Annotated in this window: 9 protein-coding genes and 3 pseudogenes; 7 read left to right on the top strand and 5 right to left on the bottom strand. The window is 67.6% G+C overall.

What is annotated here, in order from left to right:
• The 4 genes from ACWD26_RS27430 to ACWD26_RS27415 form a co-directional block, all read left to right on the top strand.
• Positions 1 to 2520, top strand: a 2520-nt coding sequence (locus ACWD26_RS27430) for a LamG-like jellyroll fold domain-containing protein (protein ID WP_451274498.1), incomplete at its 5' end; no start/stop codon positions are given.
• A gap of 109 nt (positions 2521 to 2629) precedes the next feature.
• Entirely contained in the window at positions 2630 to 9496 is a 6867-nt protein-coding gene (locus ACWD26_RS27425) for a polymorphic toxin-type HINT domain-containing protein (protein ID WP_451274496.1), read from the top strand.
• Positions 9496 to 9903 (top strand): hypothetical protein, encoded by a 408-nt coding sequence (locus ACWD26_RS27420; RefSeq protein WP_451274494.1) that lies wholly within the window; start codon positions 9496 to 9498, stop codon positions 9901 to 9903. The genes ACWD26_RS27425 and ACWD26_RS27420 overlap by 1 nt, the downstream gene beginning before the upstream one ends.
• An 867-nt stretch (positions 9904 to 10770) precedes the next feature.
• Positions 10771 to 11166 carry an SUKH-3 domain-containing protein gene (locus ACWD26_RS27415; protein WP_451274492.1) on the top strand — a complete coding sequence of 132 codons (396 nt, stop codon included), beginning with the start codon at positions 10771 to 10773 and terminating at the stop codon, positions 11164 to 11166.
• A gap of 50 nt (positions 11167 to 11216) precedes the next feature.
• Here ACWD26_RS27415 and ACWD26_RS27410 read toward each other — a convergent pair whose 3' ends face one another.
• Positions 11217 to 11495, bottom strand: a complete 279-nt coding sequence (locus ACWD26_RS27410) for a hypothetical protein (RefSeq protein WP_451274514.1) — start codon at positions 11493 to 11495, stop codon at positions 11217 to 11219.
• Between ACWD26_RS27410 and ACWD26_RS27405 the strand changes: the two are divergent.
• Positions 11388 to 11606: pseudogene (locus ACWD26_RS27405) on the top strand (hypothetical protein); the annotation flags it as partial. The gene ACWD26_RS27410 and the pseudogene ACWD26_RS27405 sit on opposite strands and share 108 nt — an antisense overlap.
• A 75-nt stretch (positions 11607 to 11681) precedes the next feature.
• A pseudogene (locus ACWD26_RS27400) lies at positions 11682 to 11891 on the top strand (IS982 family transposase); the annotation flags it as partial.
• Positions 11892 to 11913: 22 nt separating this feature from the next.
• On the opposite strand, the pseudogene ACWD26_RS27395 reads toward ACWD26_RS27400, so the two are convergent.
• Positions 11914 to 12039 (bottom strand): annotated as a pseudogene (locus tag ACWD26_RS27395) (site-specific integrase); the annotation flags it as partial.
• 154 nt (positions 12040 to 12193) lie between these two features.
• Here ACWD26_RS27395 and ACWD26_RS27390 point away from each other — a divergent pair.
• Positions 12194 to 12706, top strand: coding sequence for a hypothetical protein (locus ACWD26_RS27390; protein ID WP_451274490.1), 513 nt, complete (start codon positions 12194 to 12196; stop codon positions 12704 to 12706).
• Positions 12707 to 13209: 503 nt separating this feature from the next.
• Here the strand turns inward: ACWD26_RS27390 and ACWD26_RS27385 are convergent.
• The 3 genes from ACWD26_RS27385 to ACWD26_RS27375 all read right to left on the bottom strand — a co-directional run bounded on the left by ACWD26_RS27385 (position 13210) and on the right by ACWD26_RS27375 (position 15658).
• On the bottom strand, positions 13210 to 13707 hold the full coding sequence (locus tag ACWD26_RS27385; protein WP_451274489.1) for a hypothetical protein: 498 nt from the start codon (positions 13705 to 13707) through the stop codon (positions 13210 to 13212).
• Between the two features lie 42 nt (positions 13708 to 13749).
• Positions 13750 to 14571 carry a hypothetical protein gene (locus ACWD26_RS27380; RefSeq protein WP_451274487.1) on the bottom strand — a complete coding sequence of 274 codons (822 nt, stop codon included), beginning with the start codon at positions 14569 to 14571 and terminating at the stop codon, positions 13750 to 13752.
• Between the two features lie 118 nt (positions 14572 to 14689).
• Complete coding sequence (locus tag ACWD26_RS27375; protein ID WP_451274485.1) at positions 14690 to 15658, bottom strand: helix-turn-helix domain-containing protein; 969 nt, start codon at positions 15656 to 15658, stop codon at positions 14690 to 14692.
• Positions 15659 to 15666: the final 8 nt, after the last annotated feature.

Here is a 15666-nt window from a genome sequence, read left to right as displayed (position 1 = left end):
GCCGCCGTCGTTGACCTGGCTTTCGCTGCGGCCGGCTCGTCCGACTTCGTCACGCTCGGCGAGGAGGGCAGGTCCTTCACGCTGAGTTGGCCCACGCCGCTGCCCGAGCCGGTCCTGTCCGGGGACACCGCCGAGTACCGCGAGGTGCTGCCCGGCGTGGACCTGCTGGCCACCGCCTCGGTAACGGGCTACTCGTACGTCCTTGAGGTGAAGACTCCGGAAGCGGCCGATAACGCGGAACTGGCCGAACTTCGGCTGCTCGTACGGTCGGAGGGCCTGGACCTCGGCACCGGCCCGACCGGTGGCCTCCAGGCCGTTGACGCCTCGGGCGAGATCGTCTTCGGCGGGCAGGCCCCCAAGATGTGGGACTCGTCCACCACCGGGGTCCCGACCGACGCCGTTCCCGCCTCGGGCACGGACACGCCCGCCCAGGAGGCGCCCGACGCCGGCGCCAAGGTCGCGGACATGGCCCTCGACGTCTCCGCGTCCGCCGTCACTGTCGAGCCCGACCGCGCCCTGCTCACCGCCTCCGACACTGACTTCCCGGTCTATATCGACCCCGAGGCCGGCATGTCCAAGAGCGAGTGGCTGTATGTGTCCAGCGGCAACCCGAGCACCGAGTTCCACAAGTTCAAGAAGGACGAGGGTGTCGGCCGCTGCTCGGCCAAGACCATCGGCGGCATCTACTACGTGTGCAGCGGCTCGCCGTACACGAACCGGATGTACTTCCAGTTCTCCACGGACGGCTGGAAGAACCGCACCATCTCCAAGGCGGTCTTCGAGGTCTACGAGACCTTCTCCTTCTCCTGCACCAAGAGCACCGTCAACCTGCACATGGTCGCCGAGGGGGGTGTCGACTCCGCCACCAACTGGAACAACAAGCCCAAGGACGGCGACCTGATGGTCGACCGGACCGTCGCGTACGGCCGGGGCGGCAGCTGCAGCCCCGACGCTCCGCCCAGCTGGGTCGACTTCGCGGACAGTGCTGACGAGAGCAACGAGAACCTCACCTCCTCCGTCCGCAAGAAGGCCGCCGGTGAGGACCCGATCGCCTTCTCGCTGCGGGCCGCCGACGAGGACGACCCCAACTCCTGGAAGCGGTTCCGGGGTGACAACGCCAAGCTCGTCGTCACGTACAACACCCGTCCGAGCAAGCCCACCGGGGAGAAGCTGACCAACCCGGACGAGAAGACCTGCACCACCGACAACACCAAGCGGCCGTGGATCCGGGACGCCCCCCCGACCATGTCCGTCACCGGCACCGACGCCGACTCGTACACCGATGGCACTGGCCAGAACCTCACCGCCACCTTCCGGGTCTGGGACCAGGTCGACGGCCGGCCCATGGTCTACGAGGGCAAGGACGGACCGCAGAACGAGGGCAAGTTCGAGCGGGGGATTCCGGTCCGGGAGCTGAAGCACGGCCACGGCTACAAGTGGCACGCCCAGACCTACGACGGTTCCACCGGCAAGCTCAAGGACTCCGGGTACTCCGAGTGGTCCGACTGGTGCGAGTTCGTGGTGGACGTGGAGCGGCCCGACACCAAGCCGCGCGTCGAACCCGTCGCCGACGAGGCCGACCTTCCGGCGGGTACCAAGCGGCACTTCACCCTCTCCGCGAACGGCAACTCCGACTCGGTCTTCAAGAACGACGTCGAGTTCTACGTGTGGGACCTCGGCAACGACACCCCTGCTCGTAAGGCCACCCCAGCCTCTCTCGGCGGCAACGCGACCATTGAGGTGCCGACCAGCACCTTCGGCCCGAATGTGCTCTACGTCCGCAGCGTCGACCAGGCCGGTAACCGAGGCCCCCTGGAGAAGTACTTCTTCACCGTCACCCGCGCCTGCTCCGACATCCTCGTCGACACCTGCGCCGCCGCCGTGTACGGCCTCGACCAGGCCTCCGGCACCACGGCCCCCGACAGCTCCGGCCACGGCCGAGACCTGGCGGTCAAGGGCGCCGACTGGGTCGCCGGCAACGCGTCCGCGAGCGATCCGGCCGACAAGGCGCTGCGCTTCAACGGCACCACCGACCACGCCACCGGCGTGTCCGCCGTCCACACTGGTCAGGCGTTCACCGTCTCGGCATGGGTGCGGCCCAACTCGCTGGCCAAGAACATCTCGGTGATCAGCCAGGCGGGCAGCCAGGGCAACGGCTTCAACCTCTACTACTCCACCGCCTACAAGCGCTGGATCTTCGGCCGGCATATCAGCGACACCGCGGACTCCGACCTCGTCCGCGCCATGGCGCCGAGCGAGCGGCCCGCGACCGTGAACAAGTGGGTCCACCTGGCCGGGACCTACGACCCGGTGGCCCGGAAGTTCACGCTCTTCGTCGACGGCGAGGAGCAGGGCAGCGCCACCGTCACCGACGTCTGGAACGCCACGAAGGGTCTCAACATCGGCCGCGCCCAGTACGGCGCCGACTGGTCCGACCCGTTCGCCGGTGACATCGACGACGTGCGGCTCGTCCCCGGCCTGCTGTCGGGGACGGAGATCTTCCGGCTCGCGAACGACTGACGACCCGCTGACTACCGCTGACGACTCCTGACCAGAGCCGTCCACCCGGGTGCCCGCACTCTCGGGCACCCGGGGGCACTTTCACACCCATACGGGAGGGGGAGCGCGCGTGCGCGCATCTCGCAGACACAGAACACACCCCTGGGCCAAAGCCCTCGGTGTCACCCTCACATCAGCCCTGACCATCACCCTGCTCCAGGGCACCCCGGCCCTTGGCGACGACCCGGACGAGGCTAGGGAGAAGCGGCGGCCCAAGACCCAGGACGTCGCCTCCACCCCGGTCGTCGAAGAGGACGGCACGGCCGCCACCCCGCTCAAGCACACCAAGGCGTACGGCAAGCCCCTGGACCTCAAGGCCACCTGGCCGAAGGCCGGCAGCGCCACCGCCGACCTGGCGAACTCCAAGAAACGCGGCGCGCTGTCGAGCGCCAAGGCCGGCTCGTTCCCGGTCCGTGTCGGCCCGCCCCAGGGCATGACCCGTTCCACGATGGCGGCGGCCACACCCGCCCGCGCCAAGGTCGACGTCCTCAGCCACGCCGCCGCCCAGAAGGCCGGCATCGACGGCCTGCTCCTCAAGGTCACCCGGGCCGACAGCCGCACCACGAACGGCGTGGTCTCCGTCGAGGTCGACTACGCGGCCTTCGCCCAGGCCTACGGAGGCGACTGGGCCCAGCGGCTGCGCCTGGTCGAGCTGCCCGCCTGCGCTCTGACCACGCCCAAGGCGGCCAAGTGCCAGACCGTCACCCCGCTGAAGACCGACAACGACGTCCGCGATCAGAAACTCACCGCCGACGTGGCCGCGCTGCCCGCCGCCAAGGCCCCGCTGCTCGCGGTCGCCGCTGCGGCCTCCGGCGGCTCCGGTTCCTACACGGCGACCTCGCTGGCCCCGTCCGCGTCCTGGCAGGTCGCCGGGCAGACCGGCAGCTTCACCTGGCAGTATCCGCTGCGCGTCCCGCCCGCCATCGCCGGGCCCTCCCCGCAGCTGGGCCTCGGCTACAACTCCGCCTCCACGGACGGCCGTACGGCCTCCAGCAACAACCAGACCTCCTGGATCGGCGAGGGCTTCGACCTGAGCGCCGGCTACATCGAGCGCTCGTACCGCTCCTGCACGGAGGACGGGCACGACGAGGCCGGGTCACAGAAGTACGACCTGTGCTGGCACTCCGACAACGCCACCATGAACTTCGGCGGCCGGGCCGGTGAGCTGGTCAAGAAGGGCAAGGACGAGTGGCGTCTGAAGCAGGACGACGGCACCCGTATCGAGCGTAGGTACGACGGCTTCAACTCCGACAACAACAACGAGTACTGGGTCGTCACCACCACCGACGGCACCCGCTACCACTTCGGCAAGGGCAAGCGCGAGTCCGCCGACACCGAGTTCACCGGCTCCTCCTGGGAGGTCCCGGTCTTCGGTGACGACAAGGACGAGCCCTGTCACGCGGACACCTTCAAGGAGTCCCGCTGCCAGCAGTCGTGGCGCTGGAACCTGGACTACGTCGTCGACGTGCACGGCAACACGATGACGTACTACTACGGCACCGAGACCAACAAGTACGACAGCGTGCGCGGTGACAAGGTCGTCTCCTACGACCGCGGCGGCTACCTCAAGCGGATCGAGTACGGCGAGCAGGCGGGCAAGGAGAACACGACCGCCGCGCCCTCGCAGGTCGTCTTCGACGTCGCCGAGCGCTGCAGCGGCGCTGCCGCGGACTGTGAGCCGGGTGATCTGAAGGAGTCCACCGCCAAGCGCTGGCCGGATGTGCCGTTCGAGCAGATCTGCACCTCCGACACGGAGTGCAAGGACCAGTGGTCCCCGACCTTCTTCTCCCGCAAGCGGCTCGCGAAGGTCACGACTCAGGTCCTCGGGTCCGACGGCAAGTACACGGACGTCGACGAGTGGGACCTCGCGCACAAGTACCAGAGCGCCGACACCACCCACGCCCCGGCCATGTGGCTGGAGTCGGTCACCCACTCCGGCAAGGACGGCGCGAACAAGCTCCCGAAGGTCACCTTCTACGAGCGGCAGGACGCCAACCGCGTCGACACCGGCTCCGACGACCGGCTGCCGATGTACAAGTGGCGCATCCGGGCGATCCAGTCGGAGACGGGCGGCACGATCTCGGTCAACTACAAGCCGAACGAGTGCACGCCGACGAACCTCCCCACCCCTGAGACCAACACCAAGCGCTGCATGCCGTCCTTCTGGTCGAAGGAGGGCACGGTCGGGGAGAAGGAGGACTGGTTCCACAAGTTCGTCGTCGACACGGTGATCGAGGACGAGGTCACGGTCACCGGCCCGAACAAGGTCACCTCCTACGACTACTCGGGCGCCGCCTGGGCCTTCGACGACAGCGAACTCGTCAAGACCAAGAAGAAGACCTGGAACCAGTGGCGCGGCTACCGCACCGTCACCATGAAGACCGGTGAGGCGGGCAGCAAGCAGCTCCGCACCGAGACCACCTACCTCCAGGGCATGGACGGCGACCGGGAGAAGGAGTCCGGCGGCACCAAGTCCGTCACGGTCACGGCCTCCGACGGCACGAAGATCCGCGACGACGCCCGCCACCAGGGCCTCGCCGTGGAGCAGCGGAGCTTCAACGGCGGCGCCGAGGTGACCGGTTCGGTCAGCACGCCCTGGAAGTCCGAGCCCACGGCCACGGAGGGCAAAAACGAGGCGTCCTACGCGGCCGTCAAGTCGGTGACGACCCGCACCGCCCTCGACGACGGCAAGGTCCGCCGCGCCGCCATCGAGCACTTCTACGACTCGTACGGCATGCTCGTCCGTTCCTCCGACTCCGGCGACCTGGCGGTCAAGGACGACGACACCTGCACAACGAACGAGTACAACCGCAACACCGACGCGAACCTGCTCACGCTGCTGAAGCGGGTCACGGTCGTCCCGGTCAACTGCGATGACGGAGCGCCGACTTCGTACAAGGGCGAGGCGATCTCCGACGTCCGCACCTGGTACGACGACCGCGACATCTACGGCACCACGCCCACCAAGGGCGACGTGGTGCGCAGCGAGAAGGTCAAGGGCTACACGGCCGACGGCACCCCGCAGTACGTGACGACCTCGACCGCCAAGTACGACGTGCACGGCCGTGTCGTGGAGTCCGCCGACCAGGCGAACAACGCGACGAAGACGACCTACACCCCGACCACCGGCGGCCCGGTGACCGGTATGAAGGTCGAGGACCCCCTCGGCAACACCACCACCTCCACCGTCGACCGCCGCTGGGGCCTGGTCACCGCCACGGTCGACCCCAACAAACAGCGCACCGACCTGGAGTACGACGCCCTCGGCCGCCTGCTGAAAGTCTGGCTCCCCGGCCGCGCCAAGGCGACGGACACCCCGAGCCTCGAATACGCCTACCTGATCCGCAACAACGCACCCATCGTCACCACGACGAAGTCGCTCCTCCCGAACGGCTCGGTGGCCACCAGCCACCAGCTCTCCGACGGCCTGCTGCGACCCCGCCAGACCCAGACCCCGGCCGCGAACTCGGGCCGTGTCATCACCACCACCGAGTACGACACCCGCGGCCTGGCGGTCAAGGAGATCGGACCCTTCTACAACACGGCGACCGTCGGCACAACCTTCGTGAACGTCGTCGACGCCTCCGAGGGAACCCCTCGCGAGACGGAGACGGTGTACGACGCGGCGGGCCGCGCCACGGACTCGATCTTCCGCGTCGCGGGCACCGAGAAGTGGCGCACGAAGAGCACGTACCACGGCGACCACACGACGGTCGACCCGCCGGCGGGCGCCACGCCCACCGCGACGTACACCGACGCGCAGGGCCAGACGACCAAGGTCCTGGAGTACAGGGCCAGTACACCGACCGGCGCGGCGGACACGACGTCGTACGACTACGACGCGGCGGGTCGGCTCACCGAGGTGAAGGACACGTCGGGCAACGTCTGGTCGTCCGAGTACGACGTACGAGGCAGGCAGACCAAGTCGGTCGACCCCGACGCGGGTACGACGTGGATGACGTACGACGACCTCGACCAGGTCAAGACGGTCCGCAACGACCGCGAGATCACCCTCACCTTCACGTACGACAAGCTGGGCCGTCAGCGTTCGCTCTTCAACGGCGACAAGAAGCTGACGACCTGGGAGTACGACAGCGCGTCCGTTCCCAACGGCAAGGGGCGTCTGACCTCGGCCACCAAGTGGGTGGGGGAGAACGGCTACACCTCGTCGGTCGACGCGTATGACGTGGCGGGCCGCCCGACGAAGACCTCGGTGACGATCCCCGCCTCCGAAGGCAAGCTGGCCGGGACGTACACCTCGACGGCGTCGTACAAGCCGGACGGCTCGATCGACGACGTCGGTCTCCCGGCGGCCGGGGGCCTCCCGGCGGAGACGATCACCACGGGCTACACGGCGACCGGCCTGCCGTCCTTCACCCTGGGCGACACGACGGACTACGCCCGCGAGACCCGGTACTCCAACTACGGCGAGATGCTCCAGCTGACCCTGGGCACCGCCAGCGCGGACAAGTACACCTGGCTCACCAACACCTACGAGGAAGGCACCCGGCGCCTGGAGCGCGCCCGCATCGACCGGGAGATCGTCAAGACACCCGACTCCGACATCACCTACGGCTACGACGCCACCGGCAACATCCTGGGCATCGCCGACGCACCCGAGGGCAAGACGGCGGACGTCCAGTGCTTCACATACGACTACCTGCGCCGCCTGACCGAGGCGTGGACCCAGACGGCGACCACCTGCGCACCCAGCGCCGCTGGGGCGACCGTCGGCGGCCCGGCACCGTACCGGCACTCCTACACGTACGACGCGGCGGGCAACCGCACGAGCGAGGTCCGCCACGCCACCGGCACCACCGGGGACGCGGCGATCTCGCAGACGACGACGTACGTACCGAAGGCCCAGGACGCCAAGGGCGGCGTGCACGCGCACGCCTTGAAGTCGGCCGAGGTGCGCACCGCGACGGCGGCCAAGGAAGTGACCGCGGCCCAGAGCTTCCAGTACGACGAGGCGGGCAACACCGTTCGTCGCACCAAGGCGGCGACGGACCTCTCCCCGGCGGTCGACCAGAAGCTGGACTGGGACGAGGAGGGCCGCCTGAGCGCGGTGACCCCGTACCTGTCCGGCGACAACCTGGACGAGGTGAACAAGACCTCGTACGTGTACGACGCCTCGGGCGGCCGCCTGCTCCGCAAGGAGAAGGGCGCGGTGACGCTGTATCTGGGCAGCCAGGAGATCCGCCTGGACACGGCGAAGAACACGCTGGCCGGGACCCGCTACTACTCCCACGCGGGCCAGAAGATCGCCGTACGGACGACTGTCGGGGTGACCTGGCTGGTCGGCGGCCAGAACGGCACGGCCGAGATCGCGATCAAGGCGGCGGATTCGGCGATCACACAGCGCCGAACTCTCCCCTTCGGTGAGGTGCGCGGTGCGAAGCCGACGGCGGGCGCGTGGCCAGGTGACAAGTCCTTCGTGGGCGGCACGGCGGACGCGACGACGGGTCTGATCCAGCTCGGCGCCCGCGCATACGATCCGGCGTCCGGACGGTTCGTCTCCGTCGACCCCGTTCTGAACGTCGGGGACCCGCAGCACCTGAACGCCTACGCGTACGGTCGCAACAACCCGCTGGCCTTCCCGGACCCGACGGGTTTGTACTGGGGTGAGTCCTGGATCAGCCCGATCGGCCATGGCGCCCTCGATGTAGTGGGCCTGGTGCCCGGCTTCGGCGAGCCCGCCGACCTGCTGAACGGCCTGTGGTACACGGCTGAGGGCAACTACATCGACGCGGGTCTGTCCTACGCCTCGGCGATCCCGATCGCGGGTTACGCGGCGACGGCGGCGAAGGGGGCGCGGTACGTCAACAAGGCGGTGGACGCCGTTGATACGGCGTCGGATGCCACCAAGGCGACGAAGAAGACCGAAGATGCGGTCGACGCCGCCGACAAGGTCACCCCGCCGGTCACCCCGAAGCCGAAGGAGAAGCCGGCCCCGGCACCTCCGGCGAAGGCCAAGGAGGCGCTCGAGGCCAAGAAGGGCGACTCCGGCGGCAAGAAGGGCGACGGCGCGGAGAAGAAGTCCGACACCGGCGGCGGGAGTGGCAAGGACTCCGACGCGCCCGCCGGGGGCGGCTCGTGCAAGGTGAACAACAGCTTCACCCCTGGCACGCTCGTCCTGATGGCGGACGGCTCCACCAAGCCGATCGAGGATGTCGAGACCGGGGACAAGGTCCTCGCCACGGACCCCGAGACCGGTGAGACGACAGCCGAAACGGTCACCGCTGAAATCAGGGGCGAGGGCGCGAAGCACCTGGTTCAGGTGACTGTCGAGACGGACAGCGGCACGGGAACGGCGACGGACACGATCATTGCGACCGACGGCCACCCCTTCTGGGTCCCCGAACTGGGGGAGTGGGTCGATGCCACAGAGCTCAAGGCCGGCCAATGGCTCCGCACCAGCGCAGGCACACTGGTTCAGATCGCGGCGGTGGAGCGTTGGACCAGCGACTCGGCGACGGTCCACAACCTGACGGTCGATGACGTCCATACGTACCATGTGCTGGCCGGCGCAACTCCGGTCCTGGTTCACAACTGTGGCGACGAGGGCTACGCGGATGTGTACCTGGACATGGAACAGGGTCACGCATCGATCGCAGTGACGCACAACGGCAGAACGATTCACACCGAGGCGGGTTCTAGAGCGGGTGAGGACTCCATCGTAGCCTCGCGGGAGGCTGCTCATTCTCCTGGCACTGACGTCATTCGAGTGCCTCTGCCGAACGCGAGGCGAGCACAGCAGGCGCAGGAATACTTCCTGGATGACAGCAACCTGGGACCGCACGACAACAATACGAACAACTGCGTGACCTTCTGTGCGAAGATCCTCAAGGCGGGGGGCTATGAAATGCCGGTCTCGAACTCGATGGAAATCGCAGGCTGGCTGCTCGAAACAAGCTTTGAACGAAGGAGGTTGTGATGGCGGGCGACTGGGAGTGGCTGCGAGGTCTGCAGGCGTCCAGCGACGTGCCTGAACAGTTGCGCGCTCCGACGGCATCGCCTGCACTCAACCTCGGTGTGCGGGTGATCGGCAGCAACATCGTCGGTAACGATGTGGTCGAACTCGCCGCGCAATACATGGCCGAACATGCTCGGCTCGAACTGTGGATCGGGAGTCATGAGCCGCCCCTGGGATTTCGGCAGCAGTTCGAGCGAGGCCGGTCCTCTTCCGAGGCGCTGCTTGTGGCCTACGAGGCGTGGATCGCGTTCGAAACCGCCTACCAGGCGGCCGGTAGAAAGGTCGACCAGGTACGCGACGAGCGGGAGAGGCTGAAGAAGGCCCTGTCCAGGGCCATTGACTCCCTCGTACGTGCCCGGATCGAATAGTCGAGAAGGGGTTGGGCGGCCACCCTCCATCCTGTTCGCAGTGCTTCAGTGGTGGCAGAGGGGCCTCGCCGGTCATATTTCCGGCGAGGCCCCTCGGCCGTCAGCAGAGCTGGGAAGGCACGCTGGCCGACCTCAAGCGCTTGGCGAAGTTCAAGGGCGTAGACGAGGAGAGCTTGCGATCGCGCAGGAGCGGGGGAATGGTTACCGAATCATTTCGAAGAGGGTGCTCCTGATCTCCGAGAGGGATTATGGTGGGATTGTGCCTGTTTCCCGGCGATGGGGACGTCGAAGGGCCGGACGCGTATTTTTCGTATCGAGAGTTCGCCGCATTCCGTAGGCGTCTGGCTTCAGAGGAAGGGTTCTCTCTGGATGCTATGCAGGGATTTGGTGGTGAAACCGCATGGGATGATGTCCTGCGGGCCGATCTTGTCGCGTCTTGAAAGTTTCCTGACCGAGTGGGAGGCGAGTCCGGATTCGAACTCTGAGTTCAGGAATCAGATCAGGGAAATTCGCGATCTCGTCGTCGTGCTCCGAGTCTGCGTGCAAAAGAATGTGGAGATGTGCTTCATGTGAGACCTCGGCGCGTCCACTCGTAAATAGGAATGTCGCAGAGAACGGTCTCCCTGCCTGGATGAATGGTGTTCAGTAGGCAGCGGGGAACTCGAACACCATGCTGGCGGTGACTCTTGATGGCCTTCTTGGTGCTACCCAGGCCGAAGCGTTCGCGAATTCCCATTTCGTGGTGTGCAAGGGGGTTGAGGAGGATTCTGGGAGGGGGCGGCGCGGGTGACGGATCGGCCGGATAGTCCTCGCGAGGCGGGGCTGCCGGAAAGGCTGTCTGACATCCTGGCGCAGGACGCCCGGTGGATGGCCTCCGAAGCGGATGTCCGGCACATCAGGGATGTCTGGGATGAGCTGGGAATCCACTGCTCGCCGACGGCGCTGCGTTTCATCGAGGAATTCAACGGAACTGGCTTCGATCATCCCCGCCATCCGCTCGATCCAGGGACGCACAGCTGCGAGCTGAACGCCGAGCGCGCCAGTCGCATCGTCAACGGCGAAAAGCTGAGGGGATACGAGCAGCGAACGGGAGAGAGGCTGACGCCCGTGGGCACCGCGGCTTCCGGTCCTCTCGTGCTCCTCGTTGCCGAGGGGGGCCGGACGTACGGCGCCTACGATGCGTTTCTCGCCCTCTATGGCGGGAGCCCGGAGGAAGCATTGGTGCATCTGGTCGATAGAGTTCGTCCTGAGCAGGTGGACTGACGGCGGCCATGACACACGACCGATGGCTGTGATGCCTTTGGGGGCGAAGGTCAGCCCAGTTCTTTCATCGCGGTGTTGCTGCCGTGTACGTCATGATGCTCCAGGGCGATGGAGCGCAGAAGAAGGCCGAGACCAGGACCCGACGCCGACGCGCCGGCCAAGGGATCGTCCTGCGAGGTGGGCAGCAGCTTCGCTCCCGGCACCATGGGGCTGATGGCCGACTGGACCGAGAAGCCCATCGAGGAGTTCGCCACCGGCGACGAGGTGCGGGCCACCGACCTGGCGGCCGAGGAAGCGGTACGGCCACGATCACGACGACGGACGGCCACCCCTTCTGGGTACAGGGTGCTGCACGAGGGGTCGATGCCAACGACTTGAAGCAGGGTGAGTGGCATCGGACGGGTTCCGGAATCCTGGTGCGGATCACCACGGTCCGCCAGCGGACCGAGATCCGCACGGTCCACAACCTGACCGACGCGGACATCCACACCTACTACATGCTTGTTCGCGGGGGCGAGTCCCTGCTGAAGTCGGTGCGGCAGCTGATCGAGTTGGTCAACGACACCCTCAGAGGTCAGCTCGACCTGCAACAGCACGGTGGCCGGACCCTCGAGGGCGTCGCAGTCCGCGTCGCCCAGCGCATCCTCGCGATGGCCGCCGCGATCTGGCACAACCACAAGACCGGACAGCCCGTCCTGCGATCCCTGATCGCCTACGACCACTAATCACATCGGGATGACTCGTCTAGGTGGGCGTCAGTGGGGAGAACAGCTTGTGGCAACACTGGCTGGCGGCACCGCAGCGGGGCTGGCCGCACCGGGCGTCGATGCCGCGCGTGCAGCACTGGCATGTGGTGCGGCGCTGGTTGAGCCAACCTCAGCAATTGAAGATCTTTAACATGTTGTCAGATTGAGGATTTGAATCTCATCGTGAAGAGGAGTAGCGACGCGAGTGAGGAGCCCGTCGTCTGCGTGGGGATAGGTCCTGGCGGGTTGCGATGGACAGCCCTGATCGAGGTGGGGACAAAATGGGCAGGAACGCTGGTTTCGCGGTTGCCGGTGCGGTCATGGTGGGGTTCTTGGGGGTTGGCTGCGGAGGTAGTGAGAACGGGGCGTCTGCTCCGTCGTCCGAGCCGACACGAGGGAAGGCGTCGCAGTCCTCGGCCTCCAAGACCGAAGAGAAGACTCGGGCTGGGGTGGTGAGGGATCTTCGGTACGCCTTTGGAGGCGTAGGTGAGGGTTTTGTTGTCGCGAAGGACCCTCTTGGGCGCGACTGCGTGGTGAATGGCACGGCACTCAGCCGAAAGATCCCGGGCAAAGAGGAACTGCTGCGAGGTGTCCGTCTGCTGGAGGAACGGGGTTGGCGCCTTGATGGCGATCTGATGGAGATGAGTCCTGCGTTCGGCGCCTTCCTCAATCTGGGGGAGTGGTCTGTCACGGCCGGTGTGGCGCCTGTGCCGGACGAGGTCAAAGAGCAGGCGGCTCCGAACGCAGGGGCGTTGACCGTCTCGGCGACAGGGTCATGCAAGTCCTCGTCGTAGCGGCGCCACCAGCGCATGATGACATCGGCGCCCCGCTTGAGGCGTGATGTTCTCCTTGCGGCTATCGGTACCATCGCACGACGATGAGGCTGTTTCGGTGACGCTGGCAGGAGGGTCTGGGGGCGGCCGACAACCTGGGTGATCCGGGTCCTTGCTGCCCGCGGCACCTGTTCACGGTGGCCAACCGGTGGCCGGACGCCTTTGGACCACGTAATACGAGGTAGCACTGACCAAGCAGCCAGACGTGCTCTGATCAGCTAAAACATCACTCAGCAGCACGACCAGGCGCCACGCAGCACGAACGCTCATGGTCTCGTCCTGCGTAGGTCTCGGGTCTCGGCGCCCAGCCGTGCTCGGTGAACTGGCGGCCTTCGCCGTGCCGGGGCAGGGCGGTACCGCGGTGGGCCGCACAGGCCGTATGGCTCTGGGCCGGGGCCGCCTGGACCGGGGAAAAGCGCCGGCGGCGAAAGTCGTGGTGGTGGTGCAGTGCACGGAGGCCGTGCTCAGGGCGTGCTGCTTGGGATCACGCAGTTCCTCGGCTGTTCCCGGCCCGTGGGCCAGCCGATGCCGACGAACTTGAGCCTGCCGCGGCCCTCCTGACCCGGGTCCAGTTCGACGACGGCGACCGGTTTGTCGTACGGGTTTCCGCCGCTGGTGAGGCAGATCAGACCGCTCGTGCCCTTCACCCGTTGCCGGGACTGGAGCTTGGACCACTCCCTGCCGACGTCGTCCAGGCTGGGCACCTGCTCGGCGTCGTCGCCTTGTACCTCGTGCAGGGCGGTGCCGATGGTGACGAGACCGTCGTAGACGAGCATCGTGCGGGAGTCCTCCAGGTTCGGGGTGGAGCCGAGATCGATCCCCTCCTGGCGTGTGGTCTCGATCAGCTTGTTCAGGCCGTCCAGGGCGGCCTTGGGTTCGGTAAGGTAGTGAGGGAGCTCGTCGGCGGTGGGCTCGCGGTCGTGGGTCGCGTCCCCACCTCTTCGTCCACGCCTCCAACTCAATGCTCCAGGCGGCCGGGTGGGCGGGGGCGGCGTACTGCACCGTCACTTTCGCGCGGCCGTCCGCGCCGCGCAGCCGCGCCCAGTCCTTCTCCGACATGCCTTGCCGCAGCGAGGCGGCGTCGGAGCCGCTGATGATGGTGTAGTGCCGGTCTCCGCAGGTCTGTTGGGCGAGTTTGAGCGCGAAGATCCGCAGGTGCAGCGTGCGTCCCGCGAAGTAGACGGTGTCGGCCTGCGAGTCGCAGATGTTGTTGGCGATCTGGGTGAACTGGTTGCCGGTCGACCCCGCCTCGTAGATCCCCGGGACTCGAAGGGCATGGCGGCGGGCCCGGCCGGGCCGGTCTCCTCGATGCCCCGGAACGCGGTCGCCAGCGACTCGTCGTAGGCGTCCTGGCGGGTGTCGTGGACCAGCACCGTCCTGACGTCCTGTCGGCCTCGTTCACCGTTGAAGTTGGCCAGCGCCTGAGCCGCGTCCTTGTTGGTGGGGATGATCCGGGCCAGACCGGGGAACCGCTGCTTCACCGCGCCGTCCTCGTTCGCGATCCGGTCGCCGGTGATCCGGGAGGCGAGCACCGGGATCCCGTGCTCCGTCAGGCGTTCGACGGCCTTCTCCGTGGCGTCGAGGCTGAGGTTGAAGCCCGTGACGGCGCGCAGCCGGTCCTTCGACGACTCGGCCATGGCGATCAGGGTGTCCACGACCTCCTCCTGCCGCCCGTAGTTCCGCCCGGGGTTGGCCAACACCAACCGGATCCTGGGCAGTTCGCCCTCACCCGCGTTGGTCTGCCGCTGTCCCAGATACGCGCCCTGGAGGTCGCTGCGCATCTGCCGACGCAGCGCCGGCCGGTCCGACTGGAGCGGCAGCATCATCGCCACGGTGAGCGGCCCGGCTCGGCCGGGCGAACGTCGAGCTTGCCGGGGCCGGCCCTCGTCCGCGACGGGCCGACGCCGCCCGGCCTCCAAGGCGGCTTGGACGAGGCCGCCGGCGCTATCGGCCGCCGGTCCGCGTCGCCCAGCGGCCCGGCCTCTCCCGGCCTGTCGTCTCCTGGCCTCTCGTCTCCCGGCCCGCCGTCTCACCGCTCGCTGTCTCCCGGCCCGCCGTCTCCCGCCACTCGCTCGGTGACATGCCGTACGCCGCCCGGAACACCCGGCTGAAGTGGGTCGCGCTGAGGAAGCCCCAGCGGCCGGCGACGGAGGCGATGGTGCGGCGGTTGCGGACGCCGAGTACGAGGTCGCGTCGGCACTCCTCCAGCCGCCGCCGCTGGATCCAGCGGCCCACGCTCGTGCCCTCGTCCTGGAACAGCTTGTGCAGATAGCGCACCGAGATGTGGTGGGCCCCCGCGATCACCTCGGGAGACAGATCCGCGTCCGCCAGATGCTCGTCGACGAAGCGCAGGATGCGCGCCACCAGCGGCGACCGACCGCCGGGCGTGCCCGTCGCCGCCCGGCCCAACCGCTCCGTGGCGAGGGTCGCCAGCAGGTTGACGGCGTTCCGGGCGAGCAACTCGCCGACCAGGGGTTCGGCGGAGACGGCCGTGTCGGCCAGCTCGGACAGGAACGGCGACAGCAGCGTCCCCAGCCGGGAGGACCGGGCGACCGGGGTCGCGACCACCTGCCGTATGTCGCTGCCCTCCAGCCCCAGTTCCTCGCGCGGGACGAGGAAGACCTTCAGCCGGCAGCGCTCGGGAAAGTCCAGTAACGGCGGGCGGTTCGCGTCGTAGAAGCAGATGTCCCCAGGCTCCAGCGAGACGTCCGCGACCTGGTCGGAGAGTGGCACGCCGGTCCCGCGCACCCCCACGAACAGGTACGCGCCACCGACCCGCGCGGTCAGCCGGTACGCCGGCGCCCCGGGCCCTCCCTCGCCGGGCAACCGCGCGGCCGTCCCGTCGAAGCGGTGGTCGAGGACGGCGACGCGCAGGCCAGCGGCCCCGAGGGTGCTGATGGCGGACCTGGTCATCTGTTGCT

This window comes from Streptomyces sp. NPDC002787 (assembly GCF_053592095.1).
This window is presented reverse-complemented; position numbering and strand designations above follow the sequence as displayed.